Origin of the sequence: Dictyobacter alpinus (genome assembly GCF_003967575.1) — a bacterium.
GTDB lineage: Bacteria > Chloroflexota > Ktedonobacteria > Ktedonobacterales > Ktedonobacteraceae > Dictyobacter > Dictyobacter alpinus.
In genome coordinates, this window is record NZ_BIFT01000001.1 from 5,164,171 (window position 1) to 5,184,728 (window position 20,558).

A 20,558-nucleotide genomic window follows, 5' to 3' on the forward strand; every position below is an offset into this window, starting at 1 on the left:
CTCTTCATTCAAATAATCGTCCAGGGACCATTGTTGCCGCTGCTCGAGTTTTCCAGACTGTAGTTGACGGCGATGTCGCTGCCCCGCCAGCTGATCTTGTTGCCAGCTATGCTGGTAATCAGTGGCGCGCCCGGCTCAGAGGTGATAAATGAGATACGGGAGACCAAAAGCAAAAAATAAAGGACAGTTTCTGTCACCCTTTGAGATTATACTTGCTACAGCGAGCAATTGAAATGGATGGTGCAGCGGTGCATAGAATGTCAAGCGGCACCATATAGCGCCTGACTTAGGGAGTGAATGTATGAAAAACGCTGATAACTATCCTACCTTAACATTTGAAACACAGCAGGAGTGGGAACTATGGCTTGAAGATCATCATAATGAAGCGAAGGGCGTATGGCTCAAGCTTGCCAGGAAAGGAAGTGGTATTCCATCGATTACCCGTGTGGAAGCTTTGGATGGAGCCCTCTGTTATGGTTGGATTGATGGTCAGACGGCTCCATTTGATGCTCAATTCTGGCTGCAAAAGTTTACGCCGCGTAGCGCCAAAAGTACCTGGTCGCAGGTGAATCGTGACAAAGTTGCTGTTCTACAGGCAGCTGGTAGGATGCGTGCGGCAGGGATCAGACAGGTCGAGTTGGCTCAGGCAGATGGGCGTTGGGATGCGGCTTATAGTTCACAAAGCCAGGTCAGTGTTCCAGCGGATTTTCAGGCGGCATTAGATGAGAATCCACAGGCGCAAATGTTTTTTGATACATTGAATAAAACAAATCGTTATGCGATCCTATTGAGAATTCAAACAGCTAAGAAGACGGAGACTCGTGTGGCTCGCATCCAAAAGTTTGTTGATATGCTGGCAGATCACAAGCAACTATATTCTTGATGCGCAGTTGAACAAATCACACGACGTCAAGCGGGCGTGTGATTTGCCAGAGATGTCTGCGGGACAAGCTTTTTGTGCACCGAAGGCCAGATTTGGGTTTATGATGAGGCCAAAACAGGCGGCGAGTAGGGTCCAGCCACACCATCCAGGTTATAGGCCTGGACACGGTACCAGCTTTTCTGCCGGGGCCGCGCATCGTCGGTCCAGGGAGTATCATTGTCCGTGGCGCACTGCCGGCAAATGATCGTCCAGGGACCATTGTTGCCGCTGACCGAGCTTTCCAGGCTGTAGTTGACGGCGATATCGCTACCACGCCAGCTGATCTTGTTGCCGGCTATGCTGGTAATTAGTGGTGCTCCCGGCGCGGGTAAGTTCGGCACGGCCTGCTTGCTCATCGCATAGGCATGGCTGCGCAAGGACTGGATACGTGCGCGTCGGTCCGCTGTATTGCCGGGATAGTGCAGGGTATAGCCGTCGTCGTGTTGCGTATAGCCGTAGGTATCATTGTGTCCGAACAGGGACCAGTAGAGGTCGCCCGCGATCTCGCTATTATGCTCAACGCTGGGGAGGAAGCTACTGAGCGTATCGCCGCCCTTTGTGCCGGTCCAGTCGTATTCTCCGGCCACAAAGACCTTATGTTGATAGCTCGCGACCTGAGCATCGGATGTCAGTAAGCTGTCACTGAGGGGATAGAAATGCTGGGTGAACATGTCAACCGAATTGATGGCGAGCGTGCCTGCACTGATGTTCTTGCTCCCATCCATAATCAAGTGATGGTTATCAATACCTTTAATATAGTCAGAGATTGTCCTGGTCCAGTTTACCGATGGTGAGATCTCGTTGCCGGTCTCCCAGGCCATAATCGTTGGATCATTTTTGTAGGCGATTCCATTATAGCTATTGATATGATTGAGTATGTGTTCAATATACTGTTCAAAGTCCGCGATCACTGTCTTGTCGGAGTAGAAGAGTGTTTCGGCATCCACATTGCGCCAATCGGTGAAGGTATGTTTGCCGCCGTGGTAGTAGCGCCAGTTGTCGACCAGGGGAATGATCAGTCGTAGATGGTGTGCTCGGGCCGCCTGGATGGCATAGTCGATATGTTGCAGGGCCGTCTCATTGAAGCTGCCCAGCGTAGGTTCCACACAGAGTGGACAACCTACCGAGATTCCTAGTGTATGTGCCCGTACGACTGTTGCGCCCATATCCTCAGCCGTCGTCAGGGCATCATCGACCCGGAAATGACTGGGATAGAGCTCACCATGGCCATCGGTATCCAGGCCCAACCAGTAGATATTCGGCCCGGCGAAGCGGAACTGCTGTCCATGTAGCAGCAAATGGGAACCTGAGCGCGTCACAAATTCCGAGCTTGGATGAGTAGGGGTCTTAGCAGCCGTATCTCGATTGGCATTCTGCCAGAAGTACAAAGGAATGGCCACCAGGGCCAGTAGAACCACAACCGCCAGCCCCACCAGAGCAATACGCCACGGGATCTTATTCTGCACGGTTTCTCTCTCCTTGAACTACCTCAACAATACATGCTGCAAGCATTGTATCATATCCATATGGACATATGACTATAATGGCGGGTCATAGTATTTTTGTAGCTTGCAGCATGCTTTCTACAAAGACAGCTATCTGGTATAGTAGCCTTGTTGTAGAATCTTAAGCAGCCGAGCCAGGTTACTGGACGCAGGAAGGAACTATTTGTTATGTCGGTTGAGACGTATCATTGTTGGTATCCCGTACAGATCCGTTTTCGGGACTTAGATCCGCTGGCCCACGTGAATAATACGGTCTATTTTGTGTATTTAGAGGAGGCGCGTAGCTTCTATTTTGATCAGCTAGCGCCATGGCGTAAGCAGCAGGCTGAGGAGCCCGATCAGCTACCCCAGGAGGAGCCGACGGAGGACCATAATCCGCGTATCCAGACAGGTCCACGGGGCCACCACTATGGCATTCTGGTCAAGGAAGCGACCTGTACCTATCATATCCCGCTGGTACGTAGTGATCGTGCCGAGGTTGGTGTGCGTGTCACCAGGGTTGGCACTACCAGCATCATCATGGAGCACGAGATCCGCGACACCACCGACCACAGCCGCATCTTCGCCACTGGCCGCTCCATCCTCGTCTGGTGCAACTACCACACCGGCCGCCCCCATCCCGTACCCGCCACCATGCGCGCCGCCTTCGAGCAACTAGAACAACGCTCCCTGAGCGCCGCCCCCGAACATGTTTCCTAACATTCCCTTTAACCGTAAAGCGAGGATGCAAGGGACGGCTTGCCGATTAACCGTAAAGCGGGGATGCAGGGGGCGGCTTGCCGATTAACCGTAAAGCGGGGATGCAAGGGGCGGCTTGCCGATTAACCGTAAAGCGGGGATGCAAGGGGCGGCTTGCCGATTAACTGTAAAGCGGGGATGCAAGGGGCGGCTTGCCGATTAACCGTAAAGCGGGGATGCAAGGGGCGGCTTGCCGATTAACTGTAAAGCGGGGATGCAAGGGGCGGCGAGCCCCTTGACTGGGGGATTGGGGGCTGTGCCCCCGGCATCCTTCCCTCCCTCCCCTCCCGCCCGCGTAGCGGGCACTCCCTAATTTCCACAAACATAGCACAAAACGTGAATCCTGTCTATGAAATCATTAACAGCTTTTACACTGCAAAAACTGTTATAATCCAACCATATCTATAGTTTTTGTATCATAAACAGTTAAAAGATAAATCTGGTCAAAGTAGAGGAGAGAAAAAGATATCTCTCTCCTTGCTAGAAAGGATCGATTTATGGCAACGCATGAGGCTGTTCCACAACGACTCTATCTTTTCTCGTTGTCGACTACGACTATTGCTGTGGGTCCACGCATGCTGGATATGGTATCTGGCTGTTATCTGGTCGAGATGAGCGATGGTAAACGCATCCTGATTGATAGTGGTTATCCGAATGATGTCCCGCCATCGCCGGGGATGAGCGCCTCGGACCAGGATAAGAATGTGCTCCAGTGTCTGGCGGAACTTGGTCTGGGTCCTGACAATATTGATATGTTGATCTGTACGCATTTCGATGTCGATCATGCAGGCTATCATGATGCTTTTCCCGCTGCCGAGCTGATCGTGCAGCGTGAGCACTATGAACTGGCGCGTAGTGGACATCCCCGTTTTGCGCCCGCGCGCAAGCATTGGGATGATCCGGCCCTGCGTTATCGGCTGGTCGATGGTGATACCGAACTGTTTCCCGGCCTGACCCTGCTTGAGACCAGCGGGCATACAGCGGGACACCAATCCGTGCTGGTACGGTTACCAAAGACGGGTCCGGTTCTGCTCGCCATCGATGCCGTGATGCTCCAATTCATGTTTACCCCCGCCCGCAAAGCCGGACCCATCGATGATAACGAAGATCAACTACGTGCCAGTACCCAGAAACTGCTGGACCTGATCGAGCAAGAGCATATCAAACTCGTCATCTTCGGCCACGATGGCGCGCAATGGAAAACGCTCAAGACCTCCCCAGCCTACTACGAGTAGCTGCCACATGATTCAGGCTGGTGTCGTGCGCAGCGGACGGAAGAAGGCGCGCAAGTCATCAGCCAGTAGTTCTGGTTCCTCCATTGCGGCGAAGTGGCCGCCTCGTGGCATCTCGGTCCAGCGGTGTACGCGCAGGCCGCGTTCGGCCCATTCGCGTGGAGGTGAACCAAGCTCTTTTGGGAAAAGGGCTATGCCGGCGGGTACCTCAATATGTTGTCCAGGTTGTAGTGGCAATGGCGCATGGGCGTTCTCGTAGTAGATACGAATTGAGGATGGTAGGGTTTGGGTCACCCAGTAAAGCATGATATTGGTGAGCAACTCATCTTTGCTGAAGCGTCTCTCGACCTCGCCCTGGCAGTCGCTCCATGCGCGGAACTTCTCCGTAATCCAGGCTGCCAGGCCGATTGGTGAGTCATTCAGGCCATAGGCGAGCGTCTGTGGTTTTGTTGAATGGAGGTGTGAATATGCTCCTTCCTCTCTCGACCACTGCTCGATGGTCTGCAAATAGCGCTGTTCAGCCTCGGAGAGATTGGGCTGTCCTGGCTGTAAAAATGATGGGTTGATGTAGGTGAGATGGATGCCAACGAGTAGCTCAGGATGTGCCCGTGCCAGACGCTGTGTGACGCCCGAGCCGATGTCTCCGCCTGCGGCCGCAAAGCGTGTGTAGCCAAGCCCTTCAGTCATCAAGAGCGCCCATAGCTTGGCCGTTTCTGTCGAGTTCATGCCGCGAACCCCAGGGCGGTCCGAGAAGCCAAATCCTGGCAGTGATGGAATGATCACATCGAACGCGTCCTCTGGATTGCCACCATGGCTCGCTGGATCCGTGAGCAACGGGATAAGTTTGAGCTGCTCGAAAAATGAGCCAGGCCAGCCATGGGTAATGATAATTGGGAATGGCTGGGGACCCTGACCACGTTCATGAATAAAGTGAATCCCTGAACCATGGATCTCCGCACGAAAGTGTGCCAGACGATTGATTTTCTCTTCCTGGGCGCGCCAATCGAATGTATGCTGCCAGTAGTCTACAAGCTCCTTCAGATAGGTCAGATCCGTACCATAGTCCCAATCTGCCCCTTTCACTTCATCAGGCCAGCGAGCCTGCGCCAGTCGGCTTTTCAAATCATCAAGGACCGTCTGGGATATATCTACCGTAAAGGGGAACTTCTGCATTATATTGCCTCCCTTGACAGATATTTGTAACCATCTAAAATATATATAGATAGTTACATTGTAGTTAGTGATATGTAACTTGTCAACATCTATATAAAAGGTCACAAAAGAAGATGAGCACCAGTAAAACAGCTACAAAGAGCTTTCCATCCATTGGAGGGCAAATGTGCCTGGATTTTGCCAACACGCTTGGCGGGCTACGTGGTGGTGAGACACAGGAATACCTATCCAGCTACGACGATCTAGTCGCATGGGGTCAACAGATGGAGTCCATGGCTACGGACAATGTTGCTTTTCTTCTCCTTGAAAAGCAACATCATCCACACGAAGCTAATGCCGTGCTTGCTAGCGCCCGTACACTTAGAGAAGCTATCTATCGTATCTTTGCCGCGATCGCAACGAACAAAAAGCCAACGGATACTGATCTAGCCACCTTGAATACTTATCTAGGTAAATCACTGGCTGGAGGGCGCATCGTCCCGGTCGCAGATGGCTTCGGTTGGGAGTGGGTGGGTGACCGCTATGCGCTTGACCAGATGCTCGGACCAGTAGCACGATCGGCTGCCCAACTCCTGACGTCTCCACAACTCGTCCTGGTACGCGAATGCATGAATACTAGCTGTAGCTGGCTCTTTGTCGATCACACGAAAAATCACCGCCGCCGCTGGTGTTCCGCCACCGGCTGCGGAAATGTAGCCAAAGTTCGCAGACACCGTCAACGACAACGCCCAGGTCCTACCGGGTCCTGAGGCTTTCATTCCAACCATGCTTCGGCCCATTGCGAACCGGATTACTAATCATGGTAGGTGTGGTCGCCCCATGCGGAGGTCAATTGAGCTTATGTGGGCCAACATGCACGAACGACTCGCAGTGCTGTGGCGCCTACTCGGTAGATTGTTGTCCTGCTTCTCATATCGTGCCGCTTGTCTTGTCTTGTGGCAACGGACTTAGGAGAGTGTCAAGGTCCATTGAAAATGTCATCCTTTCTGTTCACTCAAAATGTCACTGACGAGATGAGACAACGGCACGCTTTCTCCAGGGATGATTCGCTGGAGGTGTGTGTCCTTTTTTCGGTTGTGCCTTTGTCTTCTCGACGGCTGCAGATGGTTGTGGTGGCTCCTGATGGCGATGATGAATCGGATCAGGAGGCGCTTGACGTGAGGGCACCGACTGTCCTTGGTAGACAATACGTATTGAGCCATCAAACTGTTCGTGAACCATGACTTTACAGCGTGCCCAACTGATTCGTTGCTCATCTGGCAAGAGTTGGATACGCTGTCCTTTGTAGGAAATGGTGTTGTCATTGCTGACTGAGCGTTGCTCTTGCAAACAGAAGCAGTCCTGGGATGAAAGCTCATCCGGCCAGGCTTGCCACGCGACGGTTGACTCTGCTGCGGCGATCGCGAAGCGGGCATTGAAGCGTGGAAGATACTCTTGCAGGACCGCATTGGCTTCTTCCAGCGTGCAGGCCTTGGCCAGGCGCAACTCGCTCACGAGACGATTTTGAAACGTTCCCCAGAGCCGTTCAATACGTCCCTTCGCCTGAGGAGAACGGGCAGCAATGGACGTCATCCGTAATTGCGTAAATAATCGTCCCAACTGCGTTGGCGTTTTCGTTCCACGTAATTGCTCCTCAACGCTCTCGTGCTGGCTCGCATGGTGATCAGAAGCGGGAAACATGGTATGACGATCATGATAGAGGGCCAATGGACGACCGTAGCGTTCAACCATTTGTTGAATAACCTGAAAATAGCCGTGTTGATCTTCATGTTCACGAAAGATGGCTCCGACGACTTTGCCCGTTGCATCATCGATACCGCCAACTAAGCTCAAACGTGGACCACGTTCCTGCAGCCACGCATGAGGGCTCGCATCAATCTGGACCAACTGTCCCTCCTGCCGATATCTCGGACGCCGCAGTCGATGCTTGAGCTTGGGGGCTGGAATCGGTGTGAGGATGCTGGCCTCCTCCAAGATGCGCCTGAGGCTGCTGCGTGAAATCATCACTCCTTCACGTTCTTCAAGTAAGTCACGGAGATGATGTTGGTTGCACCCGGCATAGACCCCTTTCGCTTGCTGCACAATGTGTTCACGCATTGGGTCAGGAATGCGCCGAGGGTTTGCTTTCCCACGATTTTTATGAGCCATAGCTTCGACTCCTTTTTCTCGATAGCTGGCTTTCCATCGGTAGACTTGTCGTTCAGAAACCTGCATCAGTTCGGCCACCTGTTTGATGCTCAAGAGTCCGGCCATGTGCTCATTGAGTCGTTTGATTCGTTGTTGTTCTTGTGAGTTCAGTGTCACTGTCTTTTTTTCCATACTGACATTTTCGCTGAACTCGTCTCTCCTGACAATATCACTGATCCGTAACACAACGGACTTAGGAGAGTAGACACTGCTGGCGTTTTATGTTATAGTCGCTTTAGTATGGTATTTAAGCAACACAATTTTGCTAAAACTGGCATAGCTTGAGACAATGTCGTCGTTTTGGGTGTTGATAGAGAGGGACAATCCTGGCTGTAAGTTGTCCTGAACACGCTTCGATGGATACCACTCAAGAAGCTTCTCTGCGTGAGCGGTGAGCCTCCGTTAGCGGGCTATAGAGATTCGTTCTCTGTGTAGAATGAATGAATTGTGGGTGGAACCACGGATGAGCAAGCTCTTTCGTCCCCGTTATGCGGGATGAGAGGGTTTTTTTTATTTCTCCCGTACTCCCACCTCGATGGAGAAACGATTTTGAATAGAGCGCGGCACTAGTAGATACTGCTACTGCTGAGAATTATAGATTGATGAGTGATTGAGAAAGGGAATAATTACATGAGTGCTTCAATGGAAGTATCTGACGAACAGGCGCAATATGAGTTGGATCGTATGCGCCACTCGACGGCCCATTTGATGGCGGCGGCGGTACAGCTGCTATGGCCGGATGCTAAATTTGGCGTTGGGCCAGCCATTAAAAACGGTTTCTATTATGATATCGAGCTACCGGCCGCTCTGACTCCTAAGGATCTGGAGCGTATTGAGACCAAGATGCGTGAGCTGAAGAATAAGAAGTTGCCTTATGAGCGCGTTGAGATGGATATCGATGCCGCCATTGAGGAGATGACTCAGCGTAAGCAGCCTTATAAAGTAGAGCTCTTGAACCTGCTGAAGGAGCGTGGTAGTACGGCTGTGGTCGAGGAGACTGGCGATAGCGATGCGGTCGGCGTGAGTAGCGATCAGGGCGTCGATAAGGTCTCATTTTACAAGACAGGTCATTTTGTGGATCTGTGCCGTGGACCACACGTAGATGCAACCAACCAGATTGGTGTCTTCAAGCTGATGAGTATCGCGGGCGCGTACTGGCGTGGCAATGAAAAGAATCCGCAGTTGCAGCGTTTATATGGTACCGCCTTCAATACGAAGGAAGAGTTGGAGCATTATCTCTGGTTCCTGGAGGAGGCGAAGAAGCGGGACCATCGCCGTCTGGGGCAGGAGTTAGACCTGTTTACGTTTTCGGATCTGGTTGGTGGTGGTCTACCTCTCTTTACGCCTAAGGGTACGGTGATCCGTGATCTGCTGGAAGAGTTTGTGCAGTCGTTGGAAAAGCCCCGTGGCTATCAGCGCGTGCGTATTCCACACATCACCAAGAGCGATCTGTACAAAGTATCAGGACACTGGGACAAGTTCCAGGATGATATCTTCCATGTCAGTGGCAAGAGTGGTGAGGATTTCTGTATGAAGCCGATGAACTGTCCGCATCATACGCAGATCTTTGCCAGCCGTATGCGTAGCTATCGCGAACTGCCAATCCGTTTGAGTGAAGTTACGGCCGTCTATCGTGACGAGCTGCCAGGCACCCTGCAGGGCCTCTCACGTGTTCGCGCCATCACCCAGGACGACGCCCACGTCTTCTGCCGTCCCGATCAGGTCGCCGACGAAGCCCGGCGCATCTACGAGATCATCGACGGTTTCTACAAACCCTTTGGCATGCAGCTCACGATTCGGCTCTCCCTCTGGGATGAGAGGCATCCGGAGAAGTATCTGGGCACAGCTGAAACCTGGAACAATGCCCAGGAGCAGTTGCGTCAGTTCTTGCGTGACAACAACCTTACCTGGGTCGAAGAGGCTGGTGAAGCCGCCTTCTATGGTCCCAAGATCGACTTTACCGCCAAGGACGCCCTGGATCGCTCCTGGCAGCTGGCAACCATCCAGCTGGACTTCAATCTGCCGGAGCGTTTCAACCTGGAATATGTGGGTGCCGACGGCCATGCGACGCGTCCGGTCATGCTGCACCGCGCCATCCTGGGATCGGTCGAGCGCTTCATGTCCGTGTTGATCGAGCACTATGCTGGCGCCTTCCCAACCTGGCTGGCCCCGGTCCAGGCCGTGGTCATTCCCATTGCCGACCGGCACCTGGACTACGCCTATGAGGTCAAAAACGCCTTGCAGGACGTGAACCTACCGAATGGTCGTACCCTGCGTATCGAGATCGACGAGGCCCGCGAATCCATGCAGAAAAAGATCCGCAACGCCCAGATGCAGAAGATCCCATACATGCTGGTCCTTGGAGATAAAGAGGCCGAGAATGGCGCCGTAGCCGTGCGCCGCCGTAGCGGTGGCGACCTCGGCACCCTCTCCATTGCTGATCTCGCCGAGCGCCTCAAAACCGAAGTCATCACCCGTAGCGATCTGGCATAATTACCGCCACGCGTCACCCTCACGTACGCCCACTCGGCGTACGTGAGGGTGGCGCGTGCAATGTATCTCACATCGCAACATTTTATGCTTGGTCACGATCATGGTTGGCGATCCGGTCAAGGTTGGGGAAACGGATAATGCGGGCCGATCGTACGTCGAGTGGGCGCCACACGCAAGGCCGGCATGCGACTTGATCAACGGCGATACATGTTAAGAAAGCATCGCATGCCTGTGGCGCCTACACGAATCATGGTTCTTCACCCTTGATCGCTGAGCAACGTTGTAACATACCAATCATGGTTCGCGTTCCTCTCCGTCAAAGGACGAACATGGCCTGCCAAACGTTCCCCATCACTTCCGCAACAATCACCGTGATTCGTGTAGGCGCCACAGCACTGCGAGTCGTTCATACACGTTGGCCCACGTAAACTCAGCAGTGCGGCCTTGCGTGTGGCGCTCACGCGACGTACGATCGGCCGACGTATGATGCCCACTCGGCGTACGAAAAATACAAACTCTATTGATTGGGAAGGATACAAAACTCTCTATGGCTTCTACTTATATATTGCGACTCGTTGAACCCACCAACCTGGAATTTATGCGTGACATGCTCTATGAGGCCGCCGCCGTCGATGCTGGCATGCGTGCCCTTGGACGTGAGCAGGCGCTGGCCGTGCCCAGTGTCAGCAAATACCTGGACAACTGGGGCCAGCGCGAAGGCGATACCGGCTGGATCGCCGTGGACGAGGATCAGCAGCCACTTGGCGCCGCCTGGTATCGACTCTTTCCGGCTGAAGCTCCCGGCTATGGCTTTATCGCGGCCAACATCCCAGAAATCACCATCAGTGTAAGCGCCAATGCCCGTGGCCTCGGCCTCGGAGGAGCGCTCATCCAATCGCTCATCCAATCCGCCACCACCCAGGGACATCCCGCCCTCAGCCTCTCAGTTGATCGCGCCAATCCCGCCCTCCGACTCTATCAGCGCCACGGCTTCCAGGACGCCGAAATCTCCAACCCCCAGGATTCTTCGGTCACCCTGATCCAGTATTTCGTATAGTCTAAGTAAGGGCGTGGCAAAATCCTTCGGAGGCTCGTCGCCTGATGTTGAGCGAGGACCTTGACGCCGCGAGTGCCGCCTACCGTGTCGGATACCAGGACGCCTCTTACTTCAATCGCGAATATAAAAGCCTCTTTGGCATCCCGCCCATGCGCGATGTGCAGCGACTACGCGGCGAAACGCTCGCCTTATCCGGCCGATGAGAAAGCCGAACATCCGAATTTTGAATGGCAAAATGTGTGAAGCGATCCCTCCCCTTCCCACGCAAACGATCCCGTAGTTACGACCCTCAGTGGTCGTTTGCCACCCGCCGCAGCGTGGTGGCCCGGTATCATTTTCGTTCGGCTCCTCAATCACTATCACCTCCGGCAGAGAGAGGTCCCCCGCGATACTCTCTGATGAGAACATCCATGGGAACGTCCCGTTTGGGCACCGCGTGAGGGAACGCCGCAGAGAAGGGGAACCGGATCGCAGGGATACAAGGCCACCACGCTGCGGCGGGTGGCAAACGGCCGCTGAGGGCCGTAACTACGGGGCGTTTCTTCCCTCCCTTAAACGCATGTATTGTCATTTTTTTCTGGTTACGTGTGTGTCACATACAGGGATACATCATCGACGTTGACGAAAAAGTTGGAGCGTGGATTGCTTGAACCGATGGTGCGGAAACCGACCTGCACGGGCTTGCCGAGATAGGGCACCAGGGTGGCGGTGATATCAAAGCTATATTGCACCCAGCCATTGGCATCGGTATTGCACAATTTCTGAATCTCCGTATCTGTGCTACTGGTCGGTGCGCTCGGAGAGCCCGGGGGGCGTACAAACGCCTGGAAGGTATCGGTACAGGTGGTAGTAGTATCAGCCCGCCCGATATAGACCCAATAACTCAAGACGGCATTGCGCGTGGAAGCCGGCAGGTTCACGGTTTGCACAATCGTATCAACGCAATTGGGATAGCCACACAGATAGGCACTGTATTTACCCGTATGCGGATTGGCGCTACTGACAATCTCATAGCCACCTTTGGAGCTTTCCTGCCAGGGGGGAGCCTGACCAGTTATAAAGTTCTGATTCTGGATGAGCTGCGTGGTAATGCCCGGCGTAACAGCCAGACTGGTCAGGTTCACGTCATCCAGATCGACGAAAAAGTTCGAGCGTGGCCCACTGGTGCCGCTGGCTTCGAAGGCAACTTGAATCTTCTGACCGACATATTTTGTCAGCGGAGCGGTCACATCAAAATTATATTGTACCCAACCATTGGCGTCGGTATTGCACAACTTCTGCACCTGGTTAATCGGATCGCCAGTCGCGGTCTGGAAAATGATCTGCAGATTGTCCTGGCAGGTGGTTGAGGTATCGCCGCGCCCGATATAGATCCAGTAATCGAGTGTCAGGCGCCTGGCGAAGGCAGGGATCAAGACTGTCTGGGTGATTGTATCATGGCAGTTGGCATAGCCGCATAAGTATGCTGCATGTTTGCTTGTATGTGGATTAGCCGTGCTGATGAGTTCAAAGCCGCCGCCGGAGTGTTCTTGCCAGGGCGTCATGCCACTCTCAAAGCCCCCATTTTGCAACAATTGCGTGGGCAATCCAGGTGAGCTCTGCAGGTCACGCAGGATATTCCAGGCATCCGGCGTTCCCATGCCGGTGACCAGGTCATAGTTAGGTCCCGCCTGATAATACAGGTTGGAGCCTTTAATAATATCATGATAGGGAGGATAGACCTGCGGCGTGTTATAAAGGCGATAGAGGGCTGGCAGCGCATGCCCGAGTGGGGAGAGCTTTGAGGCCAGCAACGCCTGGTTGATGTCGGTGGCGATGCCCGCCCATAGCGGGGCCGCCGCACTGGTGCCTCCTACCACCTGCCAGGCTGGATCTTTCGGATTTTTGGGCGTGCGATAAATGGAATAACCGGTGGCAGGGTCCGCATTGGCGGAGACATCCGGGATCTGGCGCTGCGGGTCAGTCAGATTAATGCCGCTCTGATAGTCCGGACTTAAGAAGTGCATGCTTTTGCCACCGCCACTTCCCGTGATATGCAGGAGGCCCCCGAGCTGGGAACCACCCCAACCGACTTCACTGACATAGACCCCCTTCGGGTCTGTGCGCAGCGTGGTACCTCCTACCCCCACCACATAGGGATTGTTGGCAGGAGAATCAACGGCTAAGGATTGGATCCCACTGTCATTACAATCATACGCCCCGGAATCCCCACTGGCCGCGAAGAAGGTTTGCCCCTGGGCCGCCCCCTGTTTAAAGATCGTATTCAGGGTATCTAACCGTGACGCCGAACTCCCTAATTCACATTCGCCCCAACTGACACTGATGACTTTGGCCACGTTATCAGTCACGATGCGGTTATAGGTATCATTGATGCCGGCCGAGTCATTCGGACCAATATAGACCTTTTGCGCCGCCCCGGGCGCCATGGCCGAGATGACTTCTATGTCCAGTGTGACCTCAAGGGCATTCGGGCCAGCCCTATCGCTGGCGCCACCCACCAGTACATTGGAGGCGTTTAGTGGTCCTAGCTGATATTGTTGCCGATAGGTGGCAATATCAGCGGGATTATAGCCATCCAACTCGAAGAGGCCCACCGTTTGACCGCGACCATCCATTTTCGCATCAATCAATGGCGTCACATCATAGGCGCTACGCAATTCCTGTGGCGTAAAGCCACCCTTGGGGCCGCGATGAGGATGCAACGGCCTTAGCCGCTGCTGCAAGTTGATCGGACGATAATGAGCGACATTATTTAGTCCAGTAATATTCTTTATAATAGTATTAACAGTATCAGGCACGTATGGGTCGACATTAGGAGCATAGATGACACGCGTTTGGAGCTGATAGTTATTGATGTTGATGGCAAAGGCCTGCTCGGCCGTGGCCACGGTGGTCGAGGTATCAATCAACAGACGGTTCGCAGCGATTGAGTTGATCCGTATACGTTGTTGTCGCAGGTAGGCGACGACAACCGCAACCTCGGCCTGGGTAGGCGCAAACTGACTGTTAAATTCCTGTGTACTCAGGTAGTGATGATACTGTGGCGAGGTCGGATTATTCTGGGCGGCCAGCAAGGCATCTAAATTTGCCTCATCATGCAATTTCAAGAGGACAGTCAGATGTAAGGGCTGAACTTTGGCCGTGGGACCAATAGGGGTCAGGCCTTCTAGCAGTGGGACGGCATGCCCTGGAATGCGTTGACCCCGCACATGCTGCTGCTGAGGCGATGCCATAGCTAACTGTGTGGTCAGGCAGTTAAACAATGTCAGTGCTATTGCCGCGCAAATATGTATCCAGACCATTGCTATGCGATAGCTGACATATATGCCACAAGATGTTTTCATTGCTACCTCCAGGATTATCAAGAACACGAGCTATACTAGAACTGAGGCAGATACATTGGAGAGGTTTGCACATCTCTATAGTGTTCAGGGTTTATTTATAGTTGCAGAGACCCCTGTATAAGAGGAGGATCTATCTCGCTCTGATGAGAGGTCTCTTGCCAGTGCTCATCTGCCAGCAAGCTAGGCTACCGTGCAGTGCCCATAATCCCTGCTTATACAATCAGTCATGGGTAACATAGAGCGTCAGGTCATCCAGGACCACGGAAAACCTTTCACGACCTTCATTCGATCCGATTGCTTCGAAATCTACCTGCATGAGTTTGCCAGCATAGGTTGCCAATGCATTGGTCACATCAAAGCTGAAGAGGGTCCAGCCATTGACATCTGTATCGCAGATTGTTCGAATATCGGCCACAATAACTCCATTTTCCGCAATTAAGCGCAAGTAAGATCGAAATACATCTGTACAGGCATTCAAGGAGGAAGAACGTTCAGTATAGAGCCAGTAACTCAGGACGGCATGCCGGATTGAGGCTGGTAACAGTACCGTTTGCATAATGGAGTCATGGCAGTTGGGATAGCCACACAGATAGGCACTATACTTACCTGTATGTGGAAACACGGTACTTATCAGCTCATAGCCACCTTGAGAAGCTTCTTTCCATGGTGCATGACCATTCTCAAAACTCGAGTTTTGAATTAACTGCGTGGTAATACCTGGTGCAACCACCAGGGTCTGCAAGCTCGTATCATCCAGGTTGACGAAAAAGTTTGAGCGCGGACCACTGGTCCCTGTTGCTGCAAACACAACCTGCACCGTCTTACCAGCATATGTTTGCAGAGCCTGCGTGACATCAAAGTTATACTGCACCCAACCATTGACCGTCGTATTGCACAGTTTCTGAACCGTCGTAATTGGATCGCCCTTAGCGGTCCGGAAGAAGACCTGCAAATTATCCTGGCAGGTGCTTGAGGCATTGCCTCCACCCATATAGACCCAATAGGTGAGCGTCAACTGCCTGACGAACGCCGGTATTACCACGGCCTGCGTTATAGAGTCATGACAGTTCGCATAACTACAAAAAAGCGCGCCGTATTTTCCCGTATGAGGATTCCCCGCACTGACGAGATCATAACCGCCACTCGAGTGCTGTATCCAGTTGGTACCCTTATCTTCAAAACCACCATTACGTAACCCCAACGCGGATAACGCTGGCTCATTTTTGAGATCACGTACAATATTCCAGACATCAGGAGTACCAACGCCTGTGGCCAGATCATAGCCGGGACTTGCAGTATAATAGAGGTTTGAACCGGTAGTAATATCATGATAGGGAGGATAAAGTTGTGGCGTGTTATAGAGGCGATAGATTGCCGTAATTGCATGGCCAAACGGCGCTACATGTGCAGCCAGCAGGGATTGGTTGATATCAGCCTCAATAGCTGCCCACAGCGATGCCGCGGCACCAGTACCCCCCACCACTTGCCAACCGGCTTTCTTCGTCTTCCCAGTCGTGAGATAGATAGAATAGCTGCTCGCGGGATTCGCGTTGGCGGAGACATCCGGGACCAGCCGAGCAGGGTCGGACAGATTGGGGCCATGCTGATACGTGGGGCGCATGAAGTGCACACTTTTGCCTCCTCCACTTCCCATGCCTTTACTAGAGGGATCGCTCCAGGCAGTTTCACTGACGTACCCACCTTTCGCGTCAGTATGTAATGTGGTGCCCCCAACACCCACCGCATACGGGCTGCTCGCAGGTGAGTCAACCGCTAAAACTTGTTGTTGACTATCGTCAACACAATCATACGCCCCAGAAGTCCCACTGGCCACAAAGAAGCTTTGTCCTTGCACCGCTCCTTGTTTGAAGATCGTATTCAGGGCGTCGAGCCGGGCCGCTGAACTGGCTAATTCACATTCGCCCCAACTGACACTAATAACTTTGGCCACGTTATCGGTCACGATGCGATTATAGGTATCATTAATACCAACCGCCGTGTTGGAACCCAGATAAATCTTTTGGCTGGCCCCAGGAGCCAGAGCCGAGATGACCTCCATGTCCAGGGTCGCCGCAAGGGCATTTTTACCCGGCGTATCACTCGCGCCCTCCAACAGCACATTAGACGCATGAAGCGCACCAAGCTTATAGCGTTGCCGGTAAGCGTGAATATCGGCTGGATCATAGCCATCCAACTCAAAGAGTCCCACCGTCTGCCCTGTCCCATCCATCTTTGCATCAATTAAGGGCTGTACATTGTAGGCGGCCCGCAATTCATCAGGGGTGAAGCCGCCACCAGGACCAGCATGGGGATAGAGTGGCTGGTGATTACTCTGAATATAATTGGGATGATAGAGTGCAATATCATTTAAGCCAACAATCGTCTGTATAGCGTTAATCAAAGAATCTGGAACGACTGGATCGATGTTGGGCGCGTAGACGACGCGCGTCCTGAGTTGATAGTCGTAGAAAGTTACATCAAAGACGTGTTCGGCTGTAGCAACCGTGGTTGACACATCAATGAGCACATGGTTTGGGGAGATTGAGGTAATCTGAAATCCTTGCTGCCGCAGGTAAGTGCTGATCTCATCGACCGTCGCCTGGGTAGGGGCAAAGCTGCTATTAAATTCTTGCGAGTTCAGATAGTGACGATAAAAGGGCGATGTGGGATCATCCTGTGAAGCGATTAATGCATCTAAGCCTGGCTCATCCCGAAGTCGTAAGACAACGCTCAAGCGCAAAGGCTGATTTTTGTCAGTGTGACCAAGTGGTTTCAGATTATTCAGCAACGGTACAGCATGCCCAGGAAGACGCTTCCCCTGCATGTACGGCCGCTCTATACTGCGGGGATGCGCCATGGCAGTCAGGGGAGACAGATCACTAAAGAGCAATAGTACAATGGCGCTACACATAAGAATCATAACCTGCGTTCCACCTCGCTGAGAAACATGTCTGGTGCGAGCGTTTTTCATCTTTCCCTCCAAAAATAGTAAGAATACTAATATGGCAGGCATGCCGGCTGCATGACAGTCCTTGCTTCCAATGCGGGGGGGCAGGGGGTCCTCCCCGCATCCCTGGTTTAAGGTCAACCGTGCGTTACATACAGCGTCATGTCATCCAGCACGACGAAAAAGTTGGCGCGTGAAGTACTTGATCCGATTGCTTCAAAATCAATCTGAATAGGTTTACCGGCAAAGGGTGTCAGGGCACTGGTCAGATCAAAACTGTAGAGGGTCCAGCCCGGCGCCGAAGTATCGCAGAGGGTCTGGATGTCGGCAATCGTGGCTCCCTGGGAGGTACGTAGCTTCAAAGCAGAGTGAAAGGTATCCGCGCAGGTGATGGTGGAATCCGCCCGCCCAACATAAATCCAGTAACTCAACACCACATTATTCATAGAGGTCGGCAAGGTCACGGTCTGGGCAATGTCATCATGGCAGTTAGGATAGCCACACAGGTAGGCGCTAGATTGGCCGGTATGTGGAATGACCGTTGTGATCAACTCATAACCACCTTTAGAGCTTTCCTGCCAGGGAGCACGGCCAGCTTCAAAGCTGGGATTCTGGATCACCTGGGCGGTGATGCCCGGTGCTACAGCCAGGCTGGTCAGATTCACATCGTCCACATCGGCGAAAAAGTTCGAGCGTGGACTACTGGTGCCAGTGGCTTCAAAGGCCAGTTGAACCGTTTGTCCCACATATTTCTCCAGGGTTGAGGTCACATCAAACGTATATTGCATCCAGCCATTGGCATCGGTATTGCATAACTTCTGTACCTGGCTAATCGGCTCACCTTTCGCGGTGCGCAAAAACACCTGAAAATTACTCTGGCACCCGGTGGAAACATCGCCCTGACTAATATAGACCCAGTAGCTCAGCGTGACTTTCCTGGTGAAGGCCGGGATGGCGGTCAGTTGCGTGATACGATCATGGCAATTCACATAGCTGCATAAGTACGCCGCATATTTGCCGGTATGCGGATTGGCATTATTGATGATCTTAAAGCCGCCGCCGGAGTGTTCCTGCCACGGCGCCTGTCCATCCTCAAAGCCCCCATTGCGCAACAATTGCGTCGGCAGGCTGGGCGCATTCTGCAGATCGCGTAAGATGTTCCAGGCGTCCGGCGTCCCCATGCCAGTGGCCAGATCATAGTCAGGTCCCGCCTGGTAATACAGGTTGGAGCCTGTAACAATATCATGATAGGGAGGATAGACCTGCGGCGTATTATAGAGACGATAGAGATCCGGCAGTGCATGCCCGAGCGGCGCTGCATGGGCGGCCAATAGCGCCTGATTGAGATCAGCCGCGATGCCTGCCCACAGCGGGGCCGCCGCGCTGGTGCCTCCCACCACCTGCCAGCCCGATTTTTTCGGCTTCCCGGCCGTCAGATAGATGGAATAGCCGCTCGCAGGATCCGCATTGGCGGAGACATCAGGGACCAGGCGTTGCTGGTCACTCAGATTGGTGCCACTCTGGAAAGTGGGGCGTAAGAAGTGCGCGCTTTTACCGCCGCCGCCGCCCGCCGGATGCAAGATGCCCCCACTCACTGTCGTGCCCCAGGCGGTCTCATGGTCATACGTTCCTTTTGGACCTGTATACAACGTGGTGCCACCCACACTGACCACCGCAGGATTACTGGCAATTGAGTCAACGGCTAAGTTCTGGATGCCATTATCAATACAATCATAAGCTCCCATATCTCCACTGGCCGCGAAAAAGGTCTGTCCCTGGGCCGCCCCTTGCTTGAAGATCGTATTCAGGGTATCCAACCGTGATGATGAACTCCCTAATTCACATTCGCCCCAACTGACACTGACGATTTTGGCCACGTTATCGGTGACGATACGATTATAGGTATCATTAATGCCAGATGCGTTGTTCGGACCAATATAGACCTTTTGTGCTGCCTCGGGTGCCATGGCCGAAATGTTTTCCATATCCAGCGTGGTTTCAATCGCATTTGCATCAGGGGTATTACTGGCACCATCAACCAGCACATTGGAGACGTTGAGTGGTCCCAGTTGATACTGTTGCCGATAGGTAGCGATATCGGCGGGATCATAGCCATCCAACTCGAAGAGGGCCACCGTTTGTCCGCTCCCGTTCATTCTGGCATTGAGCAAGGGGTTGACATCATAGGCGCTACGCAATTCCGCTGGCGTATACCCACCACCCGGGCCTGCGTGCGTATGCAGTTGCTTAAGTTTCTGCTGAATACTTGTTGGATGGTAAAAAACAACGTTATTTAAGCCACTAATTGTCTGGACGCTACTCTGCAATGTATCAGGCAAGAGCGGATCAGCATCAGGCGCGTAGACCACCCGCGTCTGGAGCTGATAGTTATGAAGATTAATCACAAAGGCATGCTCAGCTGTGGCCACATTGGTCGAGACATCGATCAGCACATGGTTTGGGGCAATCGCGTTGATATGCAAGCCCTGCTGGCGCAGATAGACCACAACGGTATCGACGGTCGCCTGGGTGGGCGCAAAATGACTGGTAAATTCCTGGCTAGTCAGGTAGTGATGATACTGAGGCAGACTGGGATCATTCTGGGCCGCCAGCAAGGCATCTAAGCCAGCCTCATTCCGCAGCTTTAAGGCCACATTCAAATGCAATGGCAATGCTTTTGGTGTTGGACCAATGGGCGTGAGTTTATTTAAGAGCGGGACGGCATGCCCCGGAATCCGTTGCCCCTGTACATGCGACTGCTCCACATTGTGGGGATAGGCCATTACCACCGGCGGGGATAGGCTACTAAACAGTAACAACATAATGCCGCTACACAGTCGAAGCACTATCTTCGTGTAGCTACACTGAGAAATAGGTGTGCTGCAAGCTTTTTCCATCTTTCCCTCCGAAATGATCAAGAAAACGAATCAGGTAGAAAATGAAACCAACGCATGTAATGA

13 protein-coding genes and 1 pseudogene are annotated in these 20,558 nt (G+C 52.9%); 7 read left to right on the forward strand and 7 right to left on the reverse strand.

Annotated elements, in window-relative coordinates; translation table 11 throughout:
• Positions 1-8 precede the first annotated feature (8 nt).
• Positions 9-197, reverse strand: a complete 189-nt coding sequence (locus EL633_RS20325) for a hypothetical protein (protein WP_126628943.1) — start codon at positions 195-197, stop codon at positions 9-11.
• A gap of 104 nt (positions 198-301) precedes the next feature.
• On the opposite strand from EL633_RS20325, the gene EL633_RS20330 reads away from it, so the two are divergent.
• Positions 302-883, forward strand: a complete 582-nt coding sequence (locus EL633_RS20330; protein ID WP_126628944.1) for a YdeI/OmpD-associated family protein — start codon at positions 302-304, stop codon at positions 881-883.
• Positions 884-981: 98 nt separating this feature from the next.
• Here the strand turns inward: EL633_RS20330 and EL633_RS20335 are convergent, their stop codons facing one another.
• On the reverse strand, positions 982-2,388 hold the full coding sequence (locus EL633_RS20335; RefSeq protein WP_126628945.1) for a glycoside hydrolase 5 family protein: 1,407 nt from the start codon (positions 2,386-2,388) through the stop codon (positions 982-984).
• 207 nt (positions 2,389-2,595) lie between these two features.
• Here EL633_RS20335 and EL633_RS20340 point away from each other — a divergent pair, with 207 nt between their 5' ends.
• Positions 2,596-3,126, forward strand: a complete 531-nt coding sequence (locus EL633_RS20340; RefSeq protein ID WP_126628946.1) for an acyl-CoA thioesterase — start codon at positions 2,596-2,598, stop codon at positions 3,124-3,126.
• 536 nt (positions 3,127-3,662) lie between these two features.
• On the forward strand, positions 3,663-4,400 hold the full coding sequence (locus EL633_RS20345; protein ID WP_126628947.1) for an N-acyl homoserine lactonase family protein: 738 nt from the start codon (positions 3,663-3,665) through the stop codon (positions 4,398-4,400).
• Positions 4,401-4,412: 12 nt separating this feature from the next.
• Here the strand turns inward: EL633_RS20345 and EL633_RS20350 are convergent, their stop codons facing one another.
• Positions 4,413-5,570: an epoxide hydrolase family protein gene (locus EL633_RS20350; protein WP_126628948.1), complete on the reverse strand. Its 1,158-nt coding sequence runs from the start codon at positions 5,568-5,570 to the stop codon at positions 4,413-4,415.
• Between the two features lie 113 nt (positions 5,571-5,683).
• Between EL633_RS20350 and EL633_RS20355 the strand changes: the two genes are divergently transcribed.
• Positions 5,684-6,319 carry a CGNR zinc finger domain-containing protein gene (locus tag EL633_RS20355; protein ID WP_126628949.1) on the forward strand — a complete coding sequence of 212 codons (636 nt, stop codon included), beginning with the start codon at positions 5,684-5,686 and terminating at the stop codon, positions 6,317-6,319.
• Positions 6,320-6,572: 253 nt separating this feature from the next.
• Here EL633_RS20355 and EL633_RS20360 read toward each other — a convergent pair whose 3' ends face one another.
• Positions 6,573-7,874: an ISNCY family transposase gene (locus EL633_RS20360; protein ID WP_161982282.1), complete on the reverse strand. Its 1,302-nt coding sequence runs from the start codon at positions 7,872-7,874 to the stop codon at positions 6,573-6,575.
• Positions 7,875-8,387: 513 nt separating this feature from the next.
• Between EL633_RS20360 and thrS the strand changes: the two genes are divergently transcribed.
• The 3 genes and pseudogenes from thrS to EL633_RS20375 form a co-directional block, all read left to right on the forward strand.
• Positions 8,388-10,250 (forward strand): threonine--tRNA ligase, encoded by a 1,863-nt coding sequence (gene thrS / locus EL633_RS20365; protein ID WP_126628951.1) that lies wholly within the window; start codon positions 8,388-8,390, stop codon positions 10,248-10,250.
• Between the two features lie 547 nt (positions 10,251-10,797).
• Positions 10,798-11,307, forward strand: coding sequence for a GNAT family N-acetyltransferase (locus EL633_RS20370; protein ID WP_218027529.1), 510 nt, complete (start codon positions 10,798-10,800; stop codon positions 11,305-11,307).
• A 29-nt stretch (positions 11,308-11,336) separates the two neighbouring features.
• Positions 11,337-11,510, forward strand: a pseudogene (locus EL633_RS20375) (helix-turn-helix domain-containing protein); the annotation flags it as partial.
• Positions 11,511-11,888: 378 nt separating this feature from the next.
• On the opposite strand, the gene EL633_RS20380 reads toward EL633_RS20375, so the two are convergent.
• The 3 genes from EL633_RS20380 to EL633_RS20390 all read right to left on the reverse strand — a co-directional run bounded on the left by EL633_RS20380 (position 11,889) and on the right by EL633_RS20390 (position 20,420).
• A complete protein-coding gene (locus EL633_RS20380; RefSeq protein ID WP_126628952.1) occupies positions 11,889-14,651 on the reverse strand; it encodes a S53 family peptidase in 2,763 nt (920 codons plus the stop codon).
• Between the two features lie 220 nt (positions 14,652-14,871).
• On the reverse strand, positions 14,872-17,622 hold the full coding sequence (locus tag EL633_RS20385) for a protease pro-enzyme activation domain-containing protein (RefSeq protein WP_161982283.1): 2,751 nt from the start codon (positions 17,620-17,622) through the stop codon (positions 14,872-14,874).
• A gap of 113 nt (positions 17,623-17,735) precedes the next feature.
• A complete protein-coding gene (locus tag EL633_RS20390; protein WP_161982284.1) occupies positions 17,736-20,420 on the reverse strand; it encodes a protease pro-enzyme activation domain-containing protein in 2,685 nt (894 codons plus the stop codon).
• Positions 20,421-20,558 lie beyond the last annotated feature (138 nt).